The sequence below is a fragment of the Roseibium album genome, from assembly GCF_001404515.1.
In the GTDB taxonomy this organism is placed as follows: domain Bacteria; phylum Pseudomonadota; class Alphaproteobacteria; order Rhizobiales; family Stappiaceae; genus Roseibium; species Roseibium album.
This window is the reverse complement of record NZ_CXWE01000007.1, coordinates 240,504-263,455: the sequence shown is the minus strand read 5'-3', so window position 1 is coordinate 263,455 and position 22,952 is coordinate 240,504. Positions and strand designations below refer to the sequence as shown.

Genomic DNA, 22,952 nt, shown 5'->3' with positions numbered 1-22,952 from the left:
ACCCGCCAGGTCGTGTTCATTCGCCGGACAAAGGTCACGACCATCGCGCATCCGATAGCCGGTGCACGCCATGTGCTTCAAGCGAAAGGGGCGATACGAGTGTTCGCACCGCCCCAATCCTTGTTGTCGTGACAGGCCCTACTGGACGCAGCTGTCGATGTTTTTGTTGTCGCAAACGTCGAGGCCCGTGAAAATCGGATCGTCAACCGACTTGCCGTCGGCAATATCCTTCAAGATATACATGGCCTTGTAGCCCATCTCGTAAGGACGCTGACCAACCAGACCGTTGCCAAGACCGTCCTTGGTTTGCTCAAGCTGCATCGGCAGAGTGTCCGCAACCACGATCGTCATGTCACCGGAATCCATCTTTGCCTTATAGGGCTCTGCCGCCTTGCGGTAGGCATTGTCGAACCACTGCGTGAAGGCGCCCGTCGACAGGAATGCCGTCAAATCCGGATTTGCCGCGAGTATATCCGTCATGCCTTGCACAGCGACATTGCCGTCATCATTGGTGATGAGCGGGCATCCGGAAATCTCGGTCCAGCCACCGTCACCAGCGAGAGCGGACCCGGGAGGTGTCCCCGTATCCTTGCCAGACAGTGTATCGCGGGCACCTTTCAGACGTTCGTTGTGGTTTGCTGCAGCAGCCCCACCCGTCTGCAGGCAGACCGTGCCACCGTCTGGATGCCGCGCCTGGATCAGTTTCGCCAGGTTCACACCGATATCGTAGTTGTTTGTTCCGACATAGGTTGTGCGCAGGCTCTTGTCCTTATCAAGAAGGTCCGAGTCCCAGGTCATGACGGGTATGCCTGCGTCGGCCGCAGCTTTGAGAACCTTCGCCATGGCGGGTGCATTCGAAGGTGCAACCGCAATTCCATCAACACCCTTGGTTATGAGATCCTGCACGATCTGGATCTGTTCCAGCTCGGTATGTTCACCCGGCCCAATATATTCACAAGTAACGTCGGCAAGTTCTTCCTGGGCCTTGTAGCAGCCATCACGCGCGAGATCGAAGAACGGATTGTTCATCGCCTTTGGCACGAGCGCGAATGTATAGTCCGCCATTGCCATCGAGGGGGCCAGAATGGCCGCCATGGCGGTTAAGGTCAGTAGTTTCTTCATATTCTCCTCCCTGGATTTTGAAGAAATTGAGGGGCTTTAACTGCGCCCTCTGCTTCGGATCTGTTCCAGGAGCACTGCAAGTATCAGGAACAGGCCAACGAAGAATTGCTGCCAGAGCGCCGGAATACCGGCCAAAAGCAGTGAATTGCGAATGAGTTCGACCAATGCGGCTCCGATTGGAGCACCAAGGGCATAGACGACACCGCCCATGAGATTGGCGCCACCGATCACGCTGGCGGCGATCACATTGAGCTCATAGGTCACACCCATGCCGTTGGTGGCCGAGCCGGTGTAGCCGATGAACATGAATGCCGCGAGACCCGTGCACATGGAACACACCATGTATACCGAGACGATCATCCGCTCGACCGGAATGCCCGAGAGCTTTGCCGCTTGCGCGTTTCCGCCGATGGCAATCACCCATCTGCCCCAGGTGGAATATCTCCAGACCCACCAGAAACCCGCCGTCATCAGTATCAGCACCCAGACCACATTCGGGACACCCAGCATGCTTTCGCCACCGATCCATTCGAACAGCTCCATGTCGGGACCGAATTCGTAGATCATCTTGTTGTTGGAAATGACCATTGCAATGGATCTGGCCATAGCAAGCATGCCGAGCGTGACAACGAAGGGCGCCATCTTCAGATAGGCAATCAGAACGCCGTTGATCGCGCCAACGGCCGCTGCCGTCAGCATGCAAACGACAAAGCCTACCTCAATGCCCCAGCCAGCCTGCATGGTCAGGCCCAGCGTAATGGCACACAGACCGAGCAGCGACCCGACGGAAAGGTCGATACCAGCCGTACAGATAACCGCTGACATCCCGAGAGCCATGATGCCGAAGAAGGCGAAGTTACGGGTGATATTGAACATGTTGCGTTCTGTCATGAACGCATCGGAGACAAAGGTCATCACGATACCGATTGCCAGGATCGCCAGGAACACCCAAAACGGCTGTGTCCTGATCATCGAGCCGAAGCCGGACACTTCCTGGCGGGACGTGATGCTTTCGTCAATGGCGGCATGATCCATTTCGTTCAAGGTGTCCACCGGACCACGGCCCGGATGCCGACGTTGTTTCTGATCTGTCAGTTCTTCGGTCATGCAGCTTCGATCGCCCCCGTGATAAGCCCGGTCACTTCCTCGGGGCTTGTTTCCTTGATGTGCTTGTCGGCAACTTTCGTACCCCGGCGAAGAACAGCAACCCGGTCGCACACATCGAAAACATCCGGCATCCTGTGAGACACCAGAATGACGGCATGGCCGGTATCCTTCAGGCGTTTGATGAGCGCCAGAACTTCCGCAACCTGGCGAACCGATATGGCGGCCGTGGGCTCATCCATCAGGACCAGCTTCGGATCCGACAAGCGTGTCCTGGCGATGGCAACGGCCTGCCGTTGTCCACCCGACATCTGACGAACAAGATCTCTCGGCCGGGTTTCCGATTTCAACTCCGAAAACAGTTCCCCGGCGCGCTTGTACATTGCCCCGTGGTCGAGCCACGAAAATGGCCCGATTCTCTTCTTCGCCTCCCGACCGAGAAACACATTCGCCGCGGCCGTCAGGTTGTCGCATAGCGCCAGATCCTGATAGACGATCTCAATTCCCGCGTGTCTCGCATCAATCGGTTTGTGAAATTCGACCGACTTGTCCTCGATCCGGATTTCACCGCTCGTCGGTTTGAAATTTCCCGCGATGATTTTCATCAGGGTCGACTTGCCCGCACCATTGTCTCCCATCAGGCCGACCGCTTCCCCCGGATCGATCGACAGGTCCACCCCGTTCAGCGCGTGGATTGCACCAAAACTTTTCGTGATACCGTTCAGATTCAGAAGCCCCAACGATTTCCTCCCTCAAATTGCCTGCGGCACATAGTCGGACGGCGCAACAGGCAAGACATTACGGAGCATTTCAATCGATTTAACAAGCCCTTCCTCAGAGTTTAGCAAGACATCTTCGTGCTCAATACTCAGCCAGCCATCATATTTTGCCATTCTCAATCGATAGCAAAACTGTCGCCACCACTCTTCCCCGTGACCAAATCCCAGCGTTATGTAACTCCAGCTACGGGAGACGATATCCGTAAGGCTGCCGTTTTCAAGGAGGCTCCTTGTGGCCTGTACCTGCGGGTTCAACATCGTGTCTTTCGCATGCACGTGATAAATCGCGTCCCTGAGTGCTTCCGCCGCGACGAGCGGATCGGCACCCATCCAGAAAAGATGCGAAGGATCGAGGTTGACCCCGATAACGGGCCCGACCGCTTCGCGCAGTTTTTCAGCAGAGGAAACATTGAAGACACACTGGTTGCCGTGCAGTTCAAGGGCGATACGCCGCACACCATGCACTTTAGCCAGGTCAACGATCTCACCCCAGAATGGAATGAGAACATCGTTCCACTGATAATCAAGGATGGTTCGGGTTTCAGGCGGCCAACTGGAAACGATCCAGTTGGGCGTCGTGTCGTCCGGTGCTCCCGCCGGCAATCCCGACATGGCGCATATGGTTGTTATACCCAGGTCGCCAGCTATTCGGATCGTATCCTTCAGGCACTCGGCCTGTGACGTGTCCACCGGATGCAAGGGATTGCCATTTGCATTAAGACAGATGATTTCCAGCCCCCGGTCGTCAAACGCCCTGCGAAAGGCCTTGCGGGCGTCTGTGCTGGATTTCATGGCATCCAGGTCAAAATGAGGAGCTGTTGACCAGCCGCCTGTGTTTATTTCAACACCTTCCGCGCCAAGGCGAACCGCCGTATCGAGAAGCTCCTGGAAGCCCAACCCGCCCAGGCTGTCCGATACAAAGCCGAGCTTCATGCCGCGTCTCCCGTTTTGGCGTACAGTGCCGGCCGCTCGACCAGCTTGACTGCGGCCTTGTTGCCTGAAGTGAGAGCACTTGCTCCGGCCTCTGCAATCACGGTTGCGCAATAGCCATCCCAGGCATCGGCAGCCTGGGCCACAGGCCGACTGGAACTGACCGAGGCAATCCAGGCCTTGTTCTGCAGCCGATAGGCCTCGCGAAATCGAGGGCGCCAATCTGCGGCGTAAACCGTTCCGGCCGACAGGTCCTGGTCGATGCGTGTCTGGAATTGGGTCTGAAGCGATACGGAGCCCTCGGTGCCTACGAGCTCGCACCTGACGTCATAACCGTAGCCTGCATTGTTGTTTACCTCGACGGTAACGAGCTGACCGCATGTTGTTTCGATGATCATGACAACCGGCTTGCAGACGCTGTCTGTGTCAAGCGCCGGTTCAAAGGCCGAAATCGCCGCAACATTCGTGCCCAGAACATATCTGATGATGTCGAACTCATGCGGCGCGGAATTTGTAACCGCCATCAGTCCACTGAAATTTGGCGGTGCGGCAACGTTTCGATGAAAGTTGTGCATCATGACTGCAGTCCCGATCCGGCCCGCATGCATTGCCGACTTCATTTCGACATATGATGGATCGAAACGGCGCATAAAGCCGACATGCACCAGCTGTTGACCAAGTGCGCATTCAGCCTCGAGAACCATCAGAGCCTCATCCACAGTCTGTGCCAGTGGTTTTTCGCAAAGCACGGGCTTGCGCTGATGAAGGGATGCAAGTGTCAGCTCCGCATGCGTGGGGTCGGGGCTGGCGATCAGCACCGCATCGACATCTTTGCGCCTGATCGTGTCTAGAGGGTCCGTGCTGACGTCCTTGGCCGAATACGCGTCCGCGATGCGAATTGCCGTGTCTTTCGAGGCGTCGCAAACGACATGAAGCGTTGCTCCGGGCACATCACCTGAAATGATGCTGGCATGATCCGCCCCCATCACTCCGGCCCCAATCAAGGCGACTCGAACCGACACTTGTTCTTCGCCACCTCAACAGGTGACGTCCTCCCGTTTTGTTTCGGTCAGTATGTGAGTGGAAAACCCGGTTTTAAAGCGTGTTGAACGATGAATATTGATGTGAAATCCATCATTGATTGGAATTTTCGCTCGATTTCGGCAAAAGATTGGATTTGAGAATTTGTTCTGATGTATTTCACATCAGAAAATGGTGAACAGTGATGACACGAACCAAATCGGCTCATAACTGGAAAGGACCGACGATCAAGGAGATTGCCGATCTTTCCGGTTTGGGAGTTGCTACTGTAGACAGGGTTTTGAATGGACGGGCGGGTGTCCGGAATGAAACCCGCGCGCGCGTTCAAGCGGCGCTTTTCAAGCTTCAGCACTCCGCCAGTTCATCCGGCGATCTAAACATTACGCTTCTGTGCGAGTCCGGAAAGACCTTCAACAGTGCGGTCAGCGATGCAGTAAACGTTACCAATCGATCCCAGCCTGGTGTTTCAGTGTCCGGCATATTTGCCGAAACCAACCAGTCCGACCCTCAAAGTCTGGCAGGCAGCATTATCGATGCCGGCAAAAACAGCGATGGCCTTGTCCTGATTGCCAGGGAGCATCCGGCAATCAATCACGCGGTTCGGACAGTCTGCCGGGATGGAGTACCCGTTGTCTGCCTCACCACGGATCTTCCGAGTTCACGACGAAGTGCCTATGTCGGAAACGATCAATACGCCGCCGGAAGTGTCGCGGCCCAATTGATCGGTCAGTCGCTGACGAAAACGCGGCAAATGATCCTCATCGTGATGAGTGTCGCTTTCCGATGTCAGCAAGAACGGGAGATGGGTTTTCGGCGCGTCTTGAGATCGACCTATCCTCACCTGCGTATCGACGAAAGGGTAATCGCCGACGATGCACCCGAGACAACCTGTTCTCAGCTATTGCAACATTTCGAAGCACACGGGTTGCCACCTGCCATTTACAATGTTGCCGGTGCGAACCGCGGTGTTGCACAGGCGCTCGAAGTGGCAGCGGGTGCGGAAACAACCATTTTTGTCGGTCACGAACTGACCGTCAATTCTCAGCAACTGCTCGTGTCAGGAATTATGGACTACGTGATTTCACACGACTTCGAAGCAGAGGTTCAGGCTGCGGCTCACTGGATCAAGACATTTCACGAAGGTGTCGATACGGACGTCCGGCCGACACAGATCCTTGTTCACACAAGATACAATTGCAGTCTCTAGCTCGAACAGATCAGTTCTGCTCACATCTCATGGCGGGCGGCAGACATGAAAACACCGGTTCCTATAAACCCGGTGCAAGGTGAAGAAAACTCGCGGGAGGTCGCCAGAATGAGCGTTTGCATAGCCGATGCACAAGCCGAACACCCGCCTGGGCCGATCGCCGATCTCATCTGGACCGTCGACAAACCGCTGATGACATTTCTCTTCGGCACCAGGAACCGCTGGCGCCGCGTCTTTGCCAGCAACTGGCCGGAGAGCAAAGGTATCGTGTGCCACAAGCAGATGACCCTTGCCGTTCGAATTTAAGAAATTCTGGGTGTCCTGGCATCGCACACACTGGAAGAATTCGACGAACATTTCATCCACACACGCGAACGGCAGGGCCGGAATGAAGGTGCGGAGTTTCGCAAGCATCTGAACCATGCATTTGACCTGATGGCTGAGCTTTTTCCGCACGGGCTCGAAGGGTCCTATTTCGTGTTTGATCTTGAAGTATCGTCCAAAGCCCGCCGTCTCGGAATCGGTCGACAATTGCTCGATGTTGCGACATCAAAGGCGAAGGAAGCGCACTGCGACCGCATTTGCCTCGACGTGGCGGCTGACAACGATGCGGTGCAATTTTACATACGGATGGGAATGCATGTTGCAGTCGAGACACGGATTTCGGAACTGGCGGACCGACACGGTGTGGGAACGCATTTGCACATGGTTCTGCCCGTGCGGGACAGCGCCGAATAGCGGACTGTTGCAAAAACCTCCTCCTTCGACTGGCAGGATTCGACCACCCGTCAAGCTCGTAAAGTTGAATGAAATGCACAAAGATGCATGTTGACCGCTATTGACCGAGCAGCAATATTAGGATCGACCTAACCAAAGGGAAAACAAGAAAAAATCAAAACGAACGCACCTGCAAGGCAGTTCAGTTCAAAAAATTAATATCGCGAAACGGGCAATCATTTGAAATGCTAAGACACTGTATTGCCATTCCTGTTGCTGTGCTTCTGCTGCTCACACAGCTTTCCTCGGTGCTGGGTGGAACGACTGAAGTGCTGAGACCGGAGCCCGTGGAAGGGAACCTCTCGCGTATTGCGCTCGTCATCGGCAACAATGACTACGAGTACGTTACCGATCTCGACAACCCGATCAACGATGCCACATCTGTCGGCGAAAAACTCAGGGGGTTGGGATTTACCGTTCACCTCGGGCTGGATCTGGATATCTTTGGCCTGTCCGAACTGATCGACAATTTCCTGAGTCGGATTGAGGACGGCTCCGAAGTTGTCGTTTTCTATGCCGGTCACGGATTGGAGGTCCAGGGATCCAACTACCTTCTTCCAGTCGACGTGCCTGCGCTGAGCGTGGACGGAGAAAGGAAACTGCGGCACCGGGCCATAAACCTGACCACCCTGTTGCTGGATCTTGAGGCAAGTGGCGCAAACGTGTCCCTCGTTATTCTTGATTCCTGCCGCGAAAATCCCTTCCAGTCAAACGGAACGCGCAGCCTGGGAGCAGCGCGTGGAATGGGAGATCTGGGCACGCCCCCAGACGGCCTGTTCGTGATTTATTCCGCCGGTGCCAATCAACTTGCGCTGGATAACCTCGGTCCCGGCGACGCCAATCCCAATGGCTTGTTCACCCGGCATTTCCTGAGACTGCTGGACGAACCTCAACTCGGCATTCGGGACATGATGCTCCGGCTGAGGACCGTCGTTCGCGAAGAAGCCTCCCAGGTCCGCCACAAACAAACACCGGCCTATTATGATCAGCTGATCGGAGAGTTTAAGCTGAACCAGCGGCAAAAACCTGCTGTCGCTCAGTCACAACCGGTTGTTCAGGAAGACCGTGTTTCCACAAAGACCAATGTTGCCGATATTTCTTCTCCGTCTGCGATTGCAATCCGAAACCCGGAAGAAGAATCATGTTTCCTGGAAGCAACGCGTGAATTCGGACTGGAGACCACTGCAGCGACCCGCGGCTACCATGATTTTGTCAAGCTGTTCGAACAATGCGTTGGCAACGAGGATGCAGGCCTGTCACAAGCAGAACTGACTGAAGAAATCACGATGTGCGATCACCTTGCCGCGTCACCCGACGACCCGATGCGCCCTGCCGGCGTGGCTGGTGTCTATTTTGGCGATATCGACGGCCCGGAAGCCGCAGAGGCATGTTCGCAAGCCGTTGCCGATCATCCGGACAAACCCCGGTTCCTGTTTCAGCAGGCCAGAGCACTCGACTACCTGGATCGCGATGCGGAGGCTATTGATCTCTATGCCAGCGCGGCGGCGGCCGGATCGGCGGCCTCGATGAACAACCTGGGCCTGATGTACCTCAATGGCGAAGGAACGGTGAAGGATCTTGTGAGGGCAAGAGAGCTGTTCACGCAGGCGGCGGCCCTCGGTCATAGTGATGCCATGGTCGAGCTCGGATTGATGCACGACCGGGGTCAGGCCGAGGACATGACGCGCGCTGACGAGTTCGACTGGTATCGCAAGTCCGCAAATCTCGGCAACAGGGCAGCAATCAACAACATAGGCGTCATGTACCGTGATGGACAGGGCGTGGCGCAAGATGCCGAAGAAGCGGCCAAATGGTTCACCCGGGCCGCAAACCTGAACTTTCCCAAGGCGATGAGAAACCTCGCCGATCTTTATGTGTCCGGCGAAGGAATACCGCCAAACCCCGCGGAAGCACTGAAATGGTACCGGTTGGCTGCCGACAACGGCAGCACGGATGCCATGGTCGACATCGGCATTCTTTACGAGAACGGAACCGGCGTTCCGCAGGACAACGCCCAGGCATTCATCTGGTACGAAAAAGCCGCGAACCTCGGCAATTCCTATGGCCTCAACAATATCGGGATCCTCTACAGGGACGGTATTGGCGTGAAAGAAGATCCCGCAGAGGCACTGTCCTGGTTCCTGAAGTCGGCAGCTGACGGCAATGAGGAGGGAATGTATAACGCCGCCGATCTCTACGAGAGCGGGACCGGGACACAGCGCGACTATGCCAAGGCTCTGGACTGGTACCGGAAGGCCGCCGAACAGGGCAACAGCGCGGCAATGGTCAATATCGGTCTCATGATCTACGAGGGCAAGGGGACAGATCCGGACCCCAAAGAAGAAATGGACTGGTATCAAAAAGCCGCATCACTTGGAAACCGCGCGGCGATGAACAACATCGGCGTCATGCATCGTGAAGGTGAAGGTGTGCCTCCGGATTTTGTCAAGGCACGCGAATGGTTTCAAAAGAGCGCCGATGAAGGCTTTCCGCTCGCGATGTACAATCTTGCGGAATATTACGCAGGCTCCCGGTACAAAGAACAAAGCTATGAAATAGCTGCGTTCTGGATGGAAATGTCGCTTCGTTCCGGTTCTGAGCGGGCATTGAACGAGTTGTCCGACAATGCGCAAGCCTGGCCTTCGGACTTTCGCAAAACGTTTCAGGAGCGATTGCTCAACGCCGGGTTCTACAGCGGGGCGATTGACGGAGCCTTCGGCAGACAGACCCTGACAGCTGTGAACCGGATTTTCGACGCGGGAGGTTGAACCCGTTTTGCGGGCACACCCAGCTCGGGAGCCTTCGGGTTCTTCGCATCGACATGGCGCGATTATCGACTGGGTGAAACGGGAACTCTTCGCAAACCGGGTCCGGCAGCGACGGCAATGACCAGCCTAACTCGACAGCACCTGCCCGACGAAACGCGACTGCGGCTGGTTGAGTATTTTCGCTCAAACCGCGCTATGATTGCAAATGAACCAAATTTTTTTACCAGAACCCGAATTGCGAACTCGCTTGATCGAGATCATATTGTAATAATTACTTATCTCACTGAAAGTCTATATACGCTTTCACCATCGTAATGATGATTGTTTATGTTTATCTAACATGTTCGCTTTACAATCGAATACACGGTTGCGAGGCAAAATGGATTTCTCGGTACTTACAAAAAACTTCATTGAGTTAACCGGCGACGCCATTGCCATCGGGCATCTCGCGCCCGGCACAAAATCCGCGTGTCTTGTCCATGTAAACGAGGCATTCACTGAGCTCTTTGGCTACAGCTCGAAAGACATTCTCGGGCGGACAATGGACAGCTTTCACGATGGTGAAACCCTGCTTCCACCCGGCGCGAGCTTCAATCCCGATACAATCGTCCATCGACAGGCTTTTCTGAAAAAGATCAGTTTTGTGCACTTTGACGGCACGCCGGTCCGCACGAGTGTTTCGATCATCCTCCTTCCGAACCCGGACGCGGGAGGGCTGCTTGTCTGTGCAACCTACCGCAGTCTTGCCGACAACGAACAGTCGAAAGTGACCAAGACAGGCACCGTGGGAACTGTCGCTTCAACCGAAAAAGCAAGTTACCCGTCCGGCGAAACCGAAGCATCCGCAAACCGCTTGCTATCAGCGATAGATGACTATTCCGAACCGGTGGCGGTTTATGACAAGGACATGCGCCTTTGCTTTTGGAACAAGGCGTTCGCGGCCTCGCTGACGGACCGTCCGAACGAAATCGGAAGCGGATTGACTGTCGAGGAACTTTTGAGGATCGGTCTCAAAAACGGGAAGTTTCCAGCAGCCCGGGGCCAGGAAGAGGACTGGCTGAACCAACAACTTGCTGACCTGTCGGAAGCAGTACCAGCTTCGGATGTGGAAATTGACAGGAACGTTCACCAGCGTATTGTGCGCAGCCGGGCACACAACGGCGATTTGCTCGTCATGCGCTTCGATACCACCGAAATCGTTCGCCAAAGAATGGCTGCCGACCGCGTTCATGCCCGCCTCGTGGCAGCGCTGAATGCCTATCCGGACCCGATCGTGATCTATGACAAGGACCTGAACCTGGTCTGCTGGAACGACGGTTATGCGGCTTCAATGACGGATGATCCCGCTGATCTTTTCGAGGGGATGCATCTGAAGGAAGTGCTTCACACGGCCATTCGCCACGGGCGTTACCCTGATGCCATCGGACAGGAGGACGCCTGGGTAAGGGGCATAATGGCGGCCGATGCGCTGGACCGTGACTGGCAGGATGTTGAACTGGACGGAGATATCCATCATCGCCTGCTCAGATCCCGTTCGTCCAATGGCGACTACGTCGTGATCCGGTTGAACTCCACGGAGCTCGTGCGTCAGAAACGGGCGGCCGAAGCCACGCAGGCAAGGCTGATTGCAGCCCTGAATGCATATCCGGCACCATTCGTCATATATGACGCCGACGACTGCCTTGTCGTCTGCAATGACGCCTACCGCATGTCGATGGCCAACAATCCGGATGATCTGGAAGTTGGAATGCACCGCACCCATGTTGCCCGTATTGCAATACGCGCCGGAAAAATTGCCAACGCGATGGGCCGCGAAGAAGAGTGGATGTCCAACGAGCACCAAAGCGTTGATGTCAGCAAACCGATGCAGGACCTCGAGCTTCCCGGAGATGTTCATCACAGAATTCTGCGGTCGCGCGTGGAAAACGGCGATCTGGTCATCTTACGTATCGACACAACAGAACTTGTTCGACAGCGCCGTGCCGTGGAGGAATATTCCCGAAAACTGGAGACCGCGAACCAGGAAATTACCTACAAGGCATTGCATGACGACCTGACCGGTCTTGGCAACCGTCGGTTTCTTTCTTTGAAATTCGATGAGATGGTCAGAAAACGAAGTGTCGACGGAGGAGAAATCGCAGCTCTTCACATCGACCTCGACCGGTTCAAGCAGATCAATGACACGATGGGCCACCTGGCGGGAGACGAGGTGCTTCTGGACATTTCGATGCGCATTCGCGATCAAGCCGCCCCCGAAGACATAGTCGCGCGCATCGGAGGAGATGAATTTGTTGTCCTGCTGAGTGTTTCGGGTGACGGAGACCGGCCGGAGAAACTTGCAAACATTCTGATCGCGACACTGTCACGCCCCATGCGTATCAAAGACAAGGTGTGCCGTGTGGGCGCGTCAATCGGCTTGGCACGTACACCGCTCGCCGAAGTCGACCAACTGCTGACAAATTCCGACGTTGCACTCTACAAGGCAAAGCGGCGTGGTCGCGGTCAGCTCGGAATTTTCGATCGATCGGACCTTGAAGATTTGCAGCACACCAAGGAAGTGGCAGATGATCTGCTTCTTGCCATTGAAAACGGTGATTTCGAACCGTTTTATCAGCCGCAGGTAAATGCGGTGACCGGACAGGTTGTCGGCATTGAAGCGCTGGCACGATGGCGTCATCCTGACAAGGGTGTTTTGGCACCGGCGGCCTTTTTGTCGGTTGCAACGGACCTGAATGTCGCTGCCGATATAGATCGGATCATTTTTGAAAAGGCGATCGCAGAATGCGAGCATGCATTCGGCGCGATGCCTCATCCGCTGTCGCTGTCCTTCAATGTCAGCGAAAACCGGGTCAATGACGGTGAAATCGACGCGATCCGCCGGCAGGTCCAGGCATATTCAGGCCAAATCAGTTTCGAGCTTCTTGAAACGATTTTCCTGGAGGAACAGGATGACGAATTCCTTTTCCGGCTCAATCAGCTGCGAGACCTGGGGATCGGTATCGAGGTAGACGACTTTGGAAGCGGGCGGGCGTCGGTTGTCGCGTTGCAGCGGATCAACCCGGAGCGGCTGAAGATCGACCGCCGCCTTGTTTCACTCGTCGCAGAGGGCAGTGGTGGTCTTCGATTGCTCCGATCGATCATCGAGATTGGTCATGCACTTGAAATGGGTGTCACGGCCGAAGGCGTTGAAACGCGAGAGCAGGCCGAGATCCTCGCCAAGCTGGGATGTGATCGACTGCAAGGCTTCCATTTCGCAAAGCCCATGGCGTTTCCTGATTTGATCAGGTTTCTGGAACTTCAACGCAGCTCCGTGGCGAGCGTTCGGGACGAACACCAGGCAAAGGCATCTTCGCGAACAACCTGAATTCGTTTATTGGCAATTTCCTGCATCACACCTTGCCAGCTCGCCTCAAGGCCAACCGTTCTCGGTTTAAGGTATAAATTCCCGTCGCGACAATGACCAGTGCTCCGAGCCAGGTCCATGCATCGGGAAGCTGACCGAAGACGAGATAGCCGTAGATCGTGCCCCAGATCAAAAGCGAATACTGCAGGGGAGCGACAACGACGGCCTGGGCGGCATCGAGGGCCATGATGACCAGGGTTTCCCCAAAGGCTGCCAGGACAGCCATCGCGACCAACAGGGCGATTTCAAGGCCCGTGTCCGGCGTCTCCCAGACGAACAGCATTGGCACAGTCAGCAGCGCGCAGGATACGATGGCCGTGTAGGCGACTGTCGTCGCCGCACCGTCTCCTCCGGCAAGAATGCGCGACAGGATCTGTCGGAGTGCGAATGCGGAGGCGGCGATCACCAGCAGGCCTGCGGCGGGATGCAGGACACCGAGGCCGGGGCGGATCACAATCAGGGTACCGACAAAACCGATAATGACCGCCGTCCACCTGCGAATGCCGACCGGCTCGCGCAGAACCAGTGCGCCCAACACGGTCACCATGAAAGGCGCAACAAATGTTATGGCCACCGCATCGGCGAGCGGAACGAACTTAACTCCGATAATGAAGAGGGTCGCGGAAACAGCCGCAAGCGCGCCGCGCCCAATCTGCAGTTTCGGATTGGCTGAGACAAGGACGGACCGGCCTCTCAGGCCGACAAGAATAAACACCCCAATCAACAAACCCAACTGGCGGCACCAAACGATCTGAAACGGATGGATCGTGTCAGTGAGAAACTTCGCCATTGTATCAACGGCGGAAAACATGAACATGCCGGTCGCCATCAGCGCGATACCGCGCATGGTATCGGCATGCCCCGGCCCAGGGCCCGATTGTCGTGTGCTTGATGTGGTTGTGATCTCGCGTCTCCATTGACCGGTCCGATCAATGGGCCGTCACGCAGTGTTATCCGCGCAAACGGTTTTCGTCCATGGCAACTTGCAAGAAGTGACCTTCAGCGTTCGCTCAGGACTTCTCGGGATGCCCCGGGAATTGTCTTGCACCATCACAGATTTCATACCAGGCGGGTTTTTCCGAAACAAACTCATGAAAGGCGTTACGAACGATAAGGTCGTCATCCAGACAATGCGCGTTGATCGGAAAGGACGTTTCGGCAGAAAGCGGTTCTCCCAGAGAGGTCCCGCACCGGCGGCAAAAGGACCGGACATAGGTGAATGGCGCATCGGGCATCAAGCATTGAATGTCCGCCTCGCCGCTTATCAGTTCGAATTGCTCCCGACTGACGAATACGAAGGGTGTTGCACCCAGTTTCCGGCAGCGGGAACAATGACACGTTCCCATCATCGCGGGCATTCCCTCAATGGTGAAACGGACCGAACCGCAACAACAACTACCTGACAATTTCATGACCTGTTCTCCAGCGGGGTGGCGTTGCAGATCATTTAGCGACACTATGCTGACAGCGTGTTGTCAGCATAGTGTCAGCAGTATTTTTGCGAGGGTATATGAGGCGCGGCGACCGGCTGTTCGAACTGATCGAGATCTTGCGGCGGGCGCGGCAACCGATCTCTGCCTCTGCAATTGCGTCGGAACTGGAGGTCTGCAAACGAACGGTCTACCGCGACGTTGCAGCGCTCATTGCGCAGCGGGTACCGATCCGGGGAGAGGCGGGCGTCGGATATGTTCTGGAGGCCGGATTTCACATGCCGCCGCTGATGCTGACCCAGGACGAGATAGAAGCAGCAGTCCTTGGAGCGCAATGGGTGCGGACACGCGGTGAACCTGACATGCAGCGAGCCGCGGAAAGTCTCGTTGCAAAGATCGAGGCGATCGCGCCGGGCGACCTGCACAGTTTCTTTGCACGTCCTGCAACCGGTGTTGCGCCAGTTGATCCGCCTGAGGAAATACTATGTTCCTCAGAAATCAGAGCGGCCATCCGGCGACAAAAGAAAATCCGGCTGGAGTACGGAGACGACAGGGGCGAGATAACCGACCGGATCATCTGGCCGCTTCTGCTCGGATACCGGGATCAGGGCCGGATCATCGCTGCCTGGTGTGAATTGCGGGAAGGTTTTAGGTATTTCCGGACGGAACGGATAAAACGCGCGAAAATACTCGAAGAAAGCGTGCCAAGACGACTGGATCTGCTGCGTGCCGAATGGCATGTGGCAATGGCTAAAGAACGTCAGAATTTTTCAACTTCAGAACTTGAGGGAGCATTTCACCCGCCATCCGAAGAAGATTGAACTCAAAACAACATGCTATCCGCCGCACATGACGCTTCGTCACATGCAGCGGACAGCTGTCTCCGTGGCCTATCCCCGCAACCGGTGATGCAGGATGATCGGGACAGCCAGTTCCTCCTCGTCGGCAAGGTGCCGGTCGAGAAAAGTTTCTATTGTCCCGGCCAGACCATGAAGCCGGCCAGTTTCCTCGTGGGCCTGGTTTTCATCCAGATGGATCAGCTTGATCGCGCGGTTGGCCGTTCTCGTGAAGCTGTCCAGTACGTGATCAAGTTCCTGATGGTCCTTTTCAAGGATCTCAAGGCCCCTGTCGAACCTGGGGTCGGCGGCCGAAAGCTCCGGGAAATAATTCTTGTCTTCCCAGGTATGGTGGCCGTGCAGGTTTGCGACAAGTGCGTTGCCATAGTAGGAAAGGCGCCCGGCAAAATCGTCGGATGCACGGGATTTCTCCAGATAGAGTTCCGTTTCCCGGCGTACGAGTTCGCCAAGCCGCCGGAACATCTCATGTGCTCCGAGCCAGTGTCGGGTTTTTTCCCTGAAGCCCGGATGCGCTTCCCAGCTGTCGCGGGGATATTCGTCCAGAAGGACACGCATGGTCGCGGGCATGTCTTGCGTTCGGATGTCGAATTCCTGTGTCATCGCCATCTCCTTTCCGCAGCTATATCGGAACGGAGGCCGGACAATTCCAGCTGGCGAACTGCAATGCCGTTATGCGTCAGACGGTTGGCGGAGGTTCTTGCCAATATTCACATGCGGGACGCACAATACAACAAATTGGTTTTCGACCGGTCGCAACATCAATTGGTTTTGCCTGACCGGGCAGTGGTTCAGTTCACGAAAGTGATCATCATCGGTTTGAATACGTGAGCACCGCGTTTCGTGCGTCATTGGCGTAATTGCATTTCAAAGCGAATTGGGGGTCTGACATGCCGTTCTACAGCCACCTGAAGAAAAGTCATCCGAGAGGGTCGGAAAAGGAAGAGCAGCGCAAGCGCACGATCCGAGGAATTCGACGTCTGCGAGATGCCTTGGCCGATCACTTCCCCGCAGGCACCGACCGGACAAAAACACTGCGTATCGGCACGTGGAACATCCGCGAGTTCGGCAACACCAAATATAGCGGCCGCGACAGCTATGAGCCGCTTTACTACATGGCAGAGATCATCTCGAACTTCGACATTGCCGCCATTCAGGAAGTGCGCGACAACATGAAGGAGTTTTTGTACCTGCTGGACATTCTGGGGCCGGACTGGAGCTACATTGCCACCGATGTGACCGATGGCGGTGCCGGCAATGGTGAGCGCATGGTCTTCGCCTACAACAAGAACAGGGTCCATTTCCGTAACATTGCCGGCGAATTGACGTTGCCTGAAGGCGAAAAGGTGCTTGCCAGTTTCGGAGAACGCATCCGGCTGGAAAACGGCATTGCGCTTCAAATGCCGGCAGGGACGGATCTTTCCGGCGTTTATGATGCAAGATCCGACAAGAAGAGCAGCGGGTCGATCAAGCTTGCTCAGGACGTCGAGATCCCGCTGCCCGATGGAACGTCGCTGGTGCTGCCCGACGGGAGCGCCCTGGCAGTTACGCGCGGCACGGAGGTGACAAGACCGCCGGGAACACGCGGTCAGGTGAATGTCAGAGTTCCGCAAGGCAGGGTCGAGGGCAAGGACTTCAGGTTACGCTTTCCCGGCGAGGCACTGGACCAGAGTTTCAAGCAATTCGCCCGGACACCCTATATCGTCAGTTTCCAGGCAGGCTGGCTGAAGATCGACCTTGCCACCGTGCATATCTACTTCGGCGACAATGAAGACGAGAGACTTCTCGCGCAGCGCAAACGTGAAATTCTGCAGCTCACCGAATCTCTCGGCGACAGGGCTTCGAAGGAATTGAAAAAGAACCCCGACAATTCCGTGATCACGGCTGTTCTCGGCGACTTCAACATTATCAGCCCGCAGCACCAAACAATGGAGGCCCTGGAGCAAAACGGATTTGTCGTCCCCGAGAAAATTCGCGCGATTCCGGGGTCGAATGTCGACAAGTCCAAAGCCTACGATCAGATCGCCTTTTGGGAGCCGCGGCGCAATCGCGGCTACGCGCGCGTTGAAGTGCTGGATGCGAACGTCTTCGATTTCTTTGAACATGTCTACCGCCTGGACGAGCGCGATATTTATCAACCGGAACGCACCGAGGGCTCGTACAAAACCTGGCGAACCTACAAGATGAGCGACCATCTACCGATGTGGGTCGAACTGGTCAGCGATTTTTCCGATGCTTATATCGATGTCTGCGAAGCCACCGAGCCCACGGATTGAGAAAGCCGGTTGCCGAAAGATGTCAGTCGGTCAGCTACCAGACGGTCTTGTTGCGGCGGCTATTGCCGTGAACATCCTGCGAAAACCTGACGTCCGTTCAACCGCCACGACGAGGTTTCCTGGTCACGAGGAAGATCGCGATGAGGATTGCGCCGAGAGCTGCAAGCTGGTGCGTCATGATCGTTTCGGAAAGAACAGTTGCGCCGATCAGCGCGCCGCCGACGGGAACTGCGAAGTTGACCTGTGACATCCGCGTCGCGCCGAGACGCGGCACGAGCTGGAAATAGATCAGCGTCGCAAGTGCCGTCGAAAACAACCCGAGATAAATGACTGCCCCCACCGCTGTAGCGGTCAACTCGATATCCGTCGGGTTTGCCCCCGAAAGTACCATCATGCCGATCATTGCACCTGCAGCAACAATCGTGGAGCCTGTTGCCATTTCCAATGGCGGGCGTTTCACAAATCGCCTGACGTAGATTGTTGTCACGCCGTAACAAAGCGCTGCTGCGAGGATCGACAATTGTGCCGGAAGGTCTCCGCCAAGGTCAGTCAGCGCGCCCGGCCCGACAAGAAGAATGATACCGGCGACCCCGCATACCAGGCCAAGGACAATTCGGCGCGTCAGATGTTCGTCGGCAAACACGATCGATGCCATGAAAACCGTCGTCACCGGGGCGATACCCATGAGGATGGAAGCCAGGGCACTGTCGACAGTCTGCTCCCCATAGGAAATCAGCAGAAACGGAATGGCACTGCCCATCAGGCCGCTGACGGCATAGTGCTTCCAGTCTTCCGGTTGCCGCGACAATGGCATCCTGTTCATCTTCAGGATTGCATAAAGGACAAACGCGCCGATCGACAGTCGCCCGGCGACGAGAATGACAGGATCGAAGGATTGAACGCCAACCTTGATCGCCGTGTAGGAGGAACTCCACAGGGCGGCGAGGACAATCCAGAGAATGATGTCGGCGGGACTTGCTTTTTCTTTCAATACTTCGCTCCATCCTGCTACTATATTCGTAGCATACATTGCTACTCTTTTCGTAGCAAGGAAAACCGGAGACGGCATGACCGAAACAAAGACCGACCTCAAGATCCCCAGACCCGGAACCCCTGTACGCGGTTCAAAATCGGGGCAACCGATCATGGTGCTCTTCGACCTGATAGGACGACGCTGGTCCATGGGCATCCTGTGGAATCTCAGCGATGGAAATCGTACGTTCCGCGACCTGCAGGACAGGTGTGGATCCGCTTCCCCAAGCGTTCTGAACACACGCCTGAAGGAGCTTCGTGCCGCGGGCCTGATCTACAACGCCGAGAAAGGGTACGCTCTGACGGAGGACGGGCAGCAGCTTTTTGAGAGGTTGGAGCCGCTCGGTGACTGGGCGGCGGGCTGGGTTGAAAAGCTGCAATAAGGGGCATCGAAGCATCACTCCTCGCGAAACCCAATTCACGAAGGTCTGAAAATTTTTCAATCCGCCTTGTTCTGAACACTGTTTTCGTATACGCACGTGCAATCGATTTTGCTTGTTGGACTTTGTGACTGCGCAGTTCTCTGCGACCTGAACGATCTTCCCTATCAACGTCGACCTAACCGCTGCATCGTGCAATTTGTGCTTTGCGCATAACCCACGACCGATTGAAAGGAAATCGTAATGACCATCGGTACCGTAAAATTCTTCAATGCGACCAAAGGCTTCGGCTTCATCCAGCCGGAAGACGGCTCTTCTGACGTTTTCGTCCATATCTCTGCTGTTGAGCGTGCAGGCATCCAGTCTCTCGTTGAAGGCCAGAAGATCAGCTTCGAAGTTGTTCAGGATCGCCGCTCGGGCAAATCTGCCGCGGACAATCTTCAGGAAGTCTGATTTCGCGCCTCGATCCCTGATCCACACGCGTGGCCGCAGGGATGCGAAGATGTTTGGAAAGGCCGGGAAATTTCCCGGCCTTTCTGGTTTTTGCCGCCGATAAAGGAGCAATCATGCCTTCCGACGATGCCATGCGACCGAAAAGGGAATCCGCCGAAAGCAAGGCGGAGACAACCAAACGCGTCTCGCAGGAATTAACGCGAGCAGCGACCGAACGGCGAGAAGCCAAGACCGCAAAGCTCAGGGCGGCACGGCTCGCCCAGGAGGAAAGCCAGCAGGAACAGCCGATCGTAAAAAGCCGCCGCAAGACGCCTGACACCAGCGGCAGCAAGTAAGATCCACCTGAACGGGTCCTTTTCATCCGTCGTCTTCGCGCCTGGTGCATGAGCCAGCCCAATCGACAGCGGTGGCAATCAGGACGCCGGTATTTACCGGATCAGTATGGGATTCTATCTTTCGATCGGCATTCCGACCATGCTGCCCCATTCCGTCCAGGAACCGTCGTAGACACGAACATTTTCAAATCCCAGCAACTCGGTCATCGTGAAGCTCGCAAGAGTGGCCCGATGTGCCAGACGGCAGTAGGATATGACGGGCGTGTCAGGCGATCCGACGTGCTTGCCAACCATCTCTCGTATCTCCGCATCACACCTGAAGGAGGTATCCTTGTTGAGCAAGCTGTCAAAGGGCAAGTGTTTTGCCCCCGGAATACGCCCGTAACGTTCCGCGCCCACGTCGGGCTTGCCGGGCAGCCCGACCCGTTCACCGGAAAATTCCTCCATCGACCTGTGATCGAGGATCACTGAACCCGCACTACCGATCGCTGCCAGCACATCATCGCGACCTGCCCGCATGTGTCCAGACCTCGCCGCCCCATGATACCGTGCGGATGTTGTGTTCGGCTCATCTTGTGTGAGTGGCCGACCTTCCGCGCACCACTTGACCTTGCCCCCGTCAAGCATCCTGACGTCGGCGTGTCCAAGCAACTTGAATACCCACCAGGCATACGTTCCGAACTGGACCGGCGCACCATAGAACACCACGATGGATTGCGCCGATATTCCAGCCGCACCGAGACGCGCCGCGAATTTGGCGTTTGAGGGGAATTCACGTTCGAACGGATCCCAAAGTGCCGTCTTCCAATTCCACCCAAGTGCCCCTGGTATATGACCTGCTTGATAATCGCGTCGTCCATCCCAATTGATTTCAATCAGGCAGACCCTCGGGTCGGACAGGTTCCGCGCAATCCATTCCGTGTCGACCAAGGACGTCATCACAAGCTACTCAGCAGTGTTCCAACAATTTGGATTGGCTGGTCGACAATGGCACAGAACCCGGTGTCAGTCGGAATCCTTTCGATCCAGTCTGAAGCCGAGTTTGACGCCGACCTGGAAATGGCCGACAGACCCGTCGCTGTTCACGTGACCGCGAATTTCCGTGACTTCGAACCACTCAAGATTGCGAATGCTTGTGCTGGCAGCGCTTATGGCATTGCGCACCGCCTGATCGATCGACTCGGGCGATGAGCCGTATACTTCGGTTACCGGATAGACGTGGTCCATGCTTTCCTCCCTGAAACGTCCAAAATGCTGCACCAGCGCGCAGAAGCGGCGCTGCCATCTGATCGTGACACATGCCGAGACGCTTGTCAGGCAAGGGGCTGCACCACGTGGATGTTTGGCAAAGAGAGCAGCAATCCGGCAATTCGAAACCGCAGGAAATTTGGCCGGTATTGCCTGACCGAAATTCGGCCAACGGAGAAATCCTAAAGGAAATCCACCTTTCCGGTGGTGATGTTATAAACACCGGCAACGGACGTCAGTTTGCCGGAACCATGCAAGCCAGCCAGAACAGGCTCCGACGCCGCTGCTTTTTCGGCATTCAGCCTGGCATTCTGCCTGATGGCCGCTGACAGAAGATCCACCGGTTTTTCAGGCATGACGTCGTAAACAGCCGGGCGAATGGCATCGACCAGGTTGGGCAGGTGACCCATTGGAAGTTCCCTGTCCTCTACGGATCTGATCGTCGCATCGACTGCACCGCACGAGGAATGCCCAAGGACGACGATGACCTGGACACCGAGGACAGCTGCACCGAATTCCAGACTGGCCAGGCCGTCATCGTTGATGAAATTTCCCGCAACGCGAACAACGAAGATGTCGCCCAGTCCCTGATCGAAAATGATCTCCGGGGCGACGCGAGAGTCGGAACATGCAACAACTGCGGCAAAAGGTTTTTGACCTGCCGAGCGTTTGGCTCGGTCGACAGAATGATCGGTGTTTACCGGAGCATTGGCGACATAACGGGCGTTGCCTTCCTTGAGCCGCTGCAACGCTTCGCGGGGTGTTGCCGGTGGCGTGGTGCCTGTTGCGGTTTCGGTCACCTGCGCAAGAGCTGCCGGTGATAACAACGCCCCGGCGCCCGCAATACCAGCCGCAAACATACCCCTGCGGCTGATGCCGCCTTCTGCACTGCTCTTGCACATAGAAGTTTTCCTTTCGAATCGCGGCGAAAAGTTATCGCCGCCTGGCACTCAATTGCCTCAATGGCCTGTCCGGATGGGTGGCCTGAAGAAGAAGCGACGCGACCGAGCAGTCACGCTCGTGACGTTTCTCGCAGGCACAACCATAAAGGTGTACGAATTTAGAAATTGTTGCGAAGGCTGGCACAAGAGCCACTTCTCGGCCAGGGATCTCAAGTCGTGGAATTTGCGTCCGTTGAAGAAATGGTTCCCGGCGGCAAAAAACAAAATTAAACTTGCTTAATCTAGGCGTGTTTTATCTATCAATCAGCAAGCGTCGAAGGCTCCAGTGAATTGACACTTCAACAGAGCCTTGACCTGGTTCGTTCGTCGATCGTCGCGGTTGTCAAAACACCTGCATTCGTGCAGTCGCAAATCCGGATGGAACCGCGCGCCAGAGGCCCGGCATAAAGGCGCCGAATGTTGAACGGTTTCAGGGCCGCAGTTGCGTCCCGATGCCGTGCCCGGATCTGTTTCAATTTGGCCTGAGGCCTATTGCTCGACCAGTTGCATGGATTTCACGACCCAGGAGCCGTTCTCAAGGCGCATTTGCGCCGAACCGACAAGTCCCTCGATCGGCAGACTGAATTTGACGGTTCCATCGGCGTTATCAAGCTCCAGCATCGAAACGATCAGATTGGCCCTTGCAGGATCGGGTGCCGTTCCGCGTTTCAGGAAAACAGATGGAACACCGAGGTCGATCCCGGCAAACGCCTCGACGCCAACGCCTTCCGGCAGATTGACCTGCAACGGAAATCTTTCGTCGATTTCAGGATGCATGAAAGCCTGAACTCTCGGATCGCCAATAACGACCTGGAGTGCTTTGGATTGGTTCGTCACAACAGAGTCTCCTTTTGCGGAAGGCATTTCGGTCA

At 55.8% G+C, this 22,952-nt stretch carries 23 protein-coding genes; 10 read left to right on the top strand and 13 right to left on the bottom strand.

The features are described 5' to 3' along the window. Positions 1-138: 138 nt before the first annotated feature. Genes LA5095_RS23710 through LA5095_RS23690 form a run of 5 tightly spaced genes read right to left on the bottom strand, consistent with a single transcriptional unit; the run spans position 139 to position 4,957 of the window. A complete protein-coding gene (locus LA5095_RS23710; protein WP_055119492.1) occupies positions 139-1,122 on the bottom strand; it encodes a sugar-binding protein in 984 nt (327 codons plus the stop codon). 36 nt (positions 1,123-1,158) lie between these two features. Then, positions 1,159-2,229: an ABC transporter permease gene (locus tag LA5095_RS23705; RefSeq protein WP_082442550.1), complete on the bottom strand. Its 1,071-nt coding sequence runs from the start codon at positions 2,227-2,229 to the stop codon at positions 1,159-1,161. Then, on the bottom strand, positions 2,226-2,966 hold the full coding sequence (locus LA5095_RS23700; RefSeq protein ID WP_055119490.1) for an ATP-binding cassette domain-containing protein: 741 nt from the start codon (positions 2,964-2,966) through the stop codon (positions 2,226-2,228). Before LA5095_RS23700 ends, LA5095_RS23705 begins: the two co-directional genes overlap by 4 nt. Before the next feature lie 12 nt (positions 2,967-2,978). Then, positions 2,979-3,938 carry a sugar phosphate isomerase/epimerase family protein gene (locus tag LA5095_RS23695; RefSeq protein WP_055119488.1) on the bottom strand — a complete coding sequence of 320 codons (960 nt, stop codon included), beginning with the start codon at positions 3,936-3,938 and terminating at the stop codon, positions 2,979-2,981. Further along, a complete protein-coding gene (locus tag LA5095_RS23690) occupies positions 3,935-4,957 on the bottom strand; it encodes a Gfo/Idh/MocA family oxidoreductase (protein WP_055119486.1) in 1,023 nt (340 codons plus the stop codon). Before LA5095_RS23690 ends, LA5095_RS23695 begins: the two co-directional genes overlap by 4 nt. 203 nt (positions 4,958-5,160) lie before the next feature. Between LA5095_RS23690 and LA5095_RS23685 the strand changes: the two genes are divergently transcribed. The 5 genes from LA5095_RS23685 to LA5095_RS23665 all read left to right on the top strand — a co-directional run bounded on the left by LA5095_RS23685 (position 5,161) and on the right by LA5095_RS23665 (position 13,092). Next, complete coding sequence (locus LA5095_RS23685; RefSeq protein WP_055119484.1) at positions 5,161-6,183, top strand: LacI family DNA-binding transcriptional regulator; 1,023 nt, start codon at positions 5,161-5,163, stop codon at positions 6,181-6,183. A 108-nt stretch (positions 6,184-6,291) separates the two neighbouring features. After that, positions 6,292-6,489, top strand: coding sequence for a hypothetical protein (locus LA5095_RS23680; RefSeq protein WP_144436121.1), 198 nt, complete (start codon positions 6,292-6,294; stop codon positions 6,487-6,489). Between the two features lie 129 nt (positions 6,490-6,618). After that, on the top strand, positions 6,619-6,921 hold the full coding sequence (locus tag LA5095_RS23675) for a GNAT family N-acetyltransferase (RefSeq protein WP_055119481.1): 303 nt from the start codon (positions 6,619-6,621) through the stop codon (positions 6,919-6,921). Positions 6,922-7,145: 224 nt separating this feature from the next. Then, the gene (locus LA5095_RS23670; RefSeq protein WP_082442549.1) at positions 7,146-9,728 is read left to right on the top strand and encodes a caspase family protein; all 2,583 of its coding nucleotides are present in this window, start codon (positions 7,146-7,148) and stop codon (positions 9,726-9,728) included. 379 nt (positions 9,729-10,107) lie between these two features. Further along, positions 10,108-13,092: an EAL domain-containing protein gene (locus LA5095_RS23665; protein WP_055119477.1), complete on the top strand. Its 2,985-nt coding sequence runs from the start codon at positions 10,108-10,110 to the stop codon at positions 13,090-13,092. A 25-nt stretch (positions 13,093-13,117) separates the two neighbouring features. Here LA5095_RS23665 and LA5095_RS23660 read toward each other — a convergent pair whose 3' ends face one another. After that, positions 13,118-13,978 (bottom strand): DMT family transporter, encoded by an 861-nt coding sequence (locus tag LA5095_RS23660; RefSeq protein ID WP_082442548.1) that lies wholly within the window; start codon positions 13,976-13,978, stop codon positions 13,118-13,120. A gap of 163 nt (positions 13,979-14,141) precedes the next feature. Continuing rightward, positions 14,142-14,543, bottom strand: a complete 402-nt coding sequence (locus tag LA5095_RS32155) for a GFA family protein (protein ID WP_199485848.1) — start codon at positions 14,541-14,543, stop codon at positions 14,142-14,144. A 98-nt stretch (positions 14,544-14,641) separates the two neighbouring features. On the opposite strand from LA5095_RS32155, the gene LA5095_RS23650 reads away from it, so the two are divergent. After that, the gene (locus LA5095_RS23650; protein WP_055119473.1) at positions 14,642-15,382 is read left to right on the top strand and encodes a helix-turn-helix transcriptional regulator; all 741 of its coding nucleotides are present in this window, start codon (positions 14,642-14,644) and stop codon (positions 15,380-15,382) included. Positions 15,383-15,451: 69 nt separating this feature from the next. Here LA5095_RS23650 and LA5095_RS23645 read toward each other — a convergent pair whose 3' ends face one another. Continuing rightward, positions 15,452-16,018, bottom strand: coding sequence for a hemerythrin domain-containing protein (locus LA5095_RS23645; RefSeq protein ID WP_055119804.1), 567 nt, complete (start codon positions 16,016-16,018; stop codon positions 15,452-15,454). Positions 16,019-16,305: 287 nt separating this feature from the next. Here LA5095_RS23645 and LA5095_RS23640 point away from each other — a divergent pair, with 287 nt between their 5' ends. Then, a complete protein-coding gene (locus LA5095_RS23640) occupies positions 16,306-17,691 on the top strand; it encodes an endonuclease/exonuclease/phosphatase family protein (RefSeq protein WP_055119471.1) in 1,386 nt (461 codons plus the stop codon). Positions 17,692-17,788: 97 nt separating this feature from the next. On the opposite strand, the gene LA5095_RS23635 is transcribed toward LA5095_RS23640, so the two are convergent. Beyond that, entirely contained in the window at positions 17,789-18,682 is an 894-nt protein-coding gene (locus LA5095_RS23635; protein WP_208992838.1) for a DMT family transporter, read from the bottom strand. Positions 18,683-18,758: 76 nt separating this feature from the next. On the opposite strand from LA5095_RS23635, the gene LA5095_RS23630 reads away from it, so the two are divergent. The 3 genes from LA5095_RS23630 to LA5095_RS23620 all read left to right on the top strand — a co-directional run bounded on the left by LA5095_RS23630 (position 18,759) and on the right by LA5095_RS23620 (position 19,891). Beyond that, the gene (locus LA5095_RS23630) at positions 18,759-19,106 is read left to right on the top strand and encodes a winged helix-turn-helix transcriptional regulator (RefSeq protein ID WP_055119469.1); all 348 of its coding nucleotides are present in this window, start codon (positions 18,759-18,761) and stop codon (positions 19,104-19,106) included. Between the two features lie 240 nt (positions 19,107-19,346). Continuing rightward, on the top strand, positions 19,347-19,556 hold the full coding sequence (locus tag LA5095_RS23625) for a cold-shock protein (RefSeq protein ID WP_029064322.1): 210 nt from the start codon (positions 19,347-19,349) through the stop codon (positions 19,554-19,556). Between the two features lie 113 nt (positions 19,557-19,669). Next, positions 19,670-19,891, top strand: a complete 222-nt coding sequence (locus LA5095_RS23620) for a hypothetical protein (RefSeq protein ID WP_196898545.1) — start codon at positions 19,670-19,672, stop codon at positions 19,889-19,891. Between the two features lie 114 nt (positions 19,892-20,005). Here the strand turns inward: LA5095_RS23620 and LA5095_RS23615 are convergent, their stop codons facing one another. The 4 genes from LA5095_RS23615 to LA5095_RS23590 form a co-directional block, all read right to left on the bottom strand. Beyond that, positions 20,006-20,830: a sulfurtransferase gene (locus LA5095_RS23615; RefSeq protein WP_055119464.1), complete on the bottom strand. Its 825-nt coding sequence runs from the start codon at positions 20,828-20,830 to the stop codon at positions 20,006-20,008. A 66-nt stretch (positions 20,831-20,896) separates the two neighbouring features. Continuing rightward, positions 20,897-21,118, bottom strand: a complete 222-nt coding sequence (locus LA5095_RS23610) for a dodecin (protein ID WP_055119462.1) — start codon at positions 21,116-21,118, stop codon at positions 20,897-20,899. A gap of 203 nt (positions 21,119-21,321) precedes the next feature. Next, positions 21,322-22,041 (bottom strand): carbonic anhydrase, encoded by a 720-nt coding sequence (locus tag LA5095_RS23600; protein WP_082442546.1) that lies wholly within the window; start codon positions 22,039-22,041, stop codon positions 21,322-21,324. Between the two features lie 528 nt (positions 22,042-22,569). Next, positions 22,570-22,917: a hypothetical protein gene (locus tag LA5095_RS23590; protein ID WP_144436119.1), complete on the bottom strand. Its 348-nt coding sequence runs from the start codon at positions 22,915-22,917 to the stop codon at positions 22,570-22,572. Positions 22,918-22,952 lie beyond the last annotated feature (35 nt).

Coding starts and splice junctions, on each gene's coding strand:
- LA5095_RS23695 (WP_055119488.1), bottom strand. CDS start 3,938: ATGAAGCTCGGCTTTGTATCGGACAGCCTGGGCGGGTTGGGCTTCCAG.
- LA5095_RS23685 (WP_055119484.1), top strand. CDS start 5,161: ATGACACGAACCAAATCGGCTCATAACTGGAAAGGACCGACGATCAAG.
- LA5095_RS23640 (WP_055119471.1), top strand. CDS start 16,306: ATGCCGTTCTACAGCCACCTGAAGAAAAGTCATCCGAGAGGGTCGGAA.
- LA5095_RS23705 (WP_082442550.1), bottom strand. CDS start 2,229: ATGACCGAAGAACTGACAGATCAGAAACAACGTCGGCATCCGGGCCGT.
- LA5095_RS23660 (WP_082442548.1), bottom strand. CDS start 13,978: ATGCGCGGTATCGCGCTGATGGCGACCGGCATGTTCATGTTTTCCGCC.
- LA5095_RS23630 (WP_055119469.1), top strand. CDS start 18,759: ATGACCGAAACAAAGACCGACCTCAAGATCCCCAGACCCGGAACCCCT.
- LA5095_RS23675 (WP_055119481.1), top strand. CDS start 6,619: ATGGCTGAGCTTTTTCCGCACGGGCTCGAAGGGTCCTATTTCGTGTTT.
- LA5095_RS23600 (WP_082442546.1), bottom strand. CDS start 22,041: ATGTGCAAGAGCAGTGCAGAAGGCGGCATCAGCCGCAGGGGTATGTTT.
- LA5095_RS23710 (WP_055119492.1), bottom strand. CDS start 1,122: ATGAAGAAACTACTGACCTTAACCGCCATGGCGGCCATTCTGGCCCCC.
- LA5095_RS23610 (WP_055119462.1), bottom strand. CDS start 21,118: ATGGACCACGTCTATCCGGTAACCGAAGTATACGGCTCATCGCCCGAG.
- LA5095_RS23650 (WP_055119473.1), top strand. CDS start 14,642: ATGAGGCGCGGCGACCGGCTGTTCGAACTGATCGAGATCTTGCGGCGG.
- LA5095_RS23665 (WP_055119477.1), top strand. CDS start 10,108: ATGGATTTCTCGGTACTTACAAAAAACTTCATTGAGTTAACCGGCGAC.
- LA5095_RS23645 (WP_055119804.1), bottom strand. CDS start 16,018: ATGACACAGGAATTCGACATCCGAACGCAAGACATGCCCGCGACCATG.
- LA5095_RS23680 (WP_144436121.1), top strand. CDS start 6,292: ATGAGCGTTTGCATAGCCGATGCACAAGCCGAACACCCGCCTGGGCCG.
- LA5095_RS23670 (WP_082442549.1), top strand. CDS start 7,146: ATGCTAAGACACTGTATTGCCATTCCTGTTGCTGTGCTTCTGCTGCTC.
- LA5095_RS23620 (WP_196898545.1), top strand. CDS start 19,670: ATGCCTTCCGACGATGCCATGCGACCGAAAAGGGAATCCGCCGAAAGC.
- LA5095_RS23615 (WP_055119464.1), bottom strand. CDS start 20,830: ATGACGTCCTTGGTCGACACGGAATGGATTGCGCGGAACCTGTCCGAC.
- LA5095_RS23625 (WP_029064322.1), top strand. CDS start 19,347: ATGACCATCGGTACCGTAAAATTCTTCAATGCGACCAAAGGCTTCGGC.
- LA5095_RS32155 (WP_199485848.1), bottom strand. CDS start 14,543: ATGAAATTGTCAGGTAGTTGTTGTTGCGGTTCGGTCCGTTTCACCATT.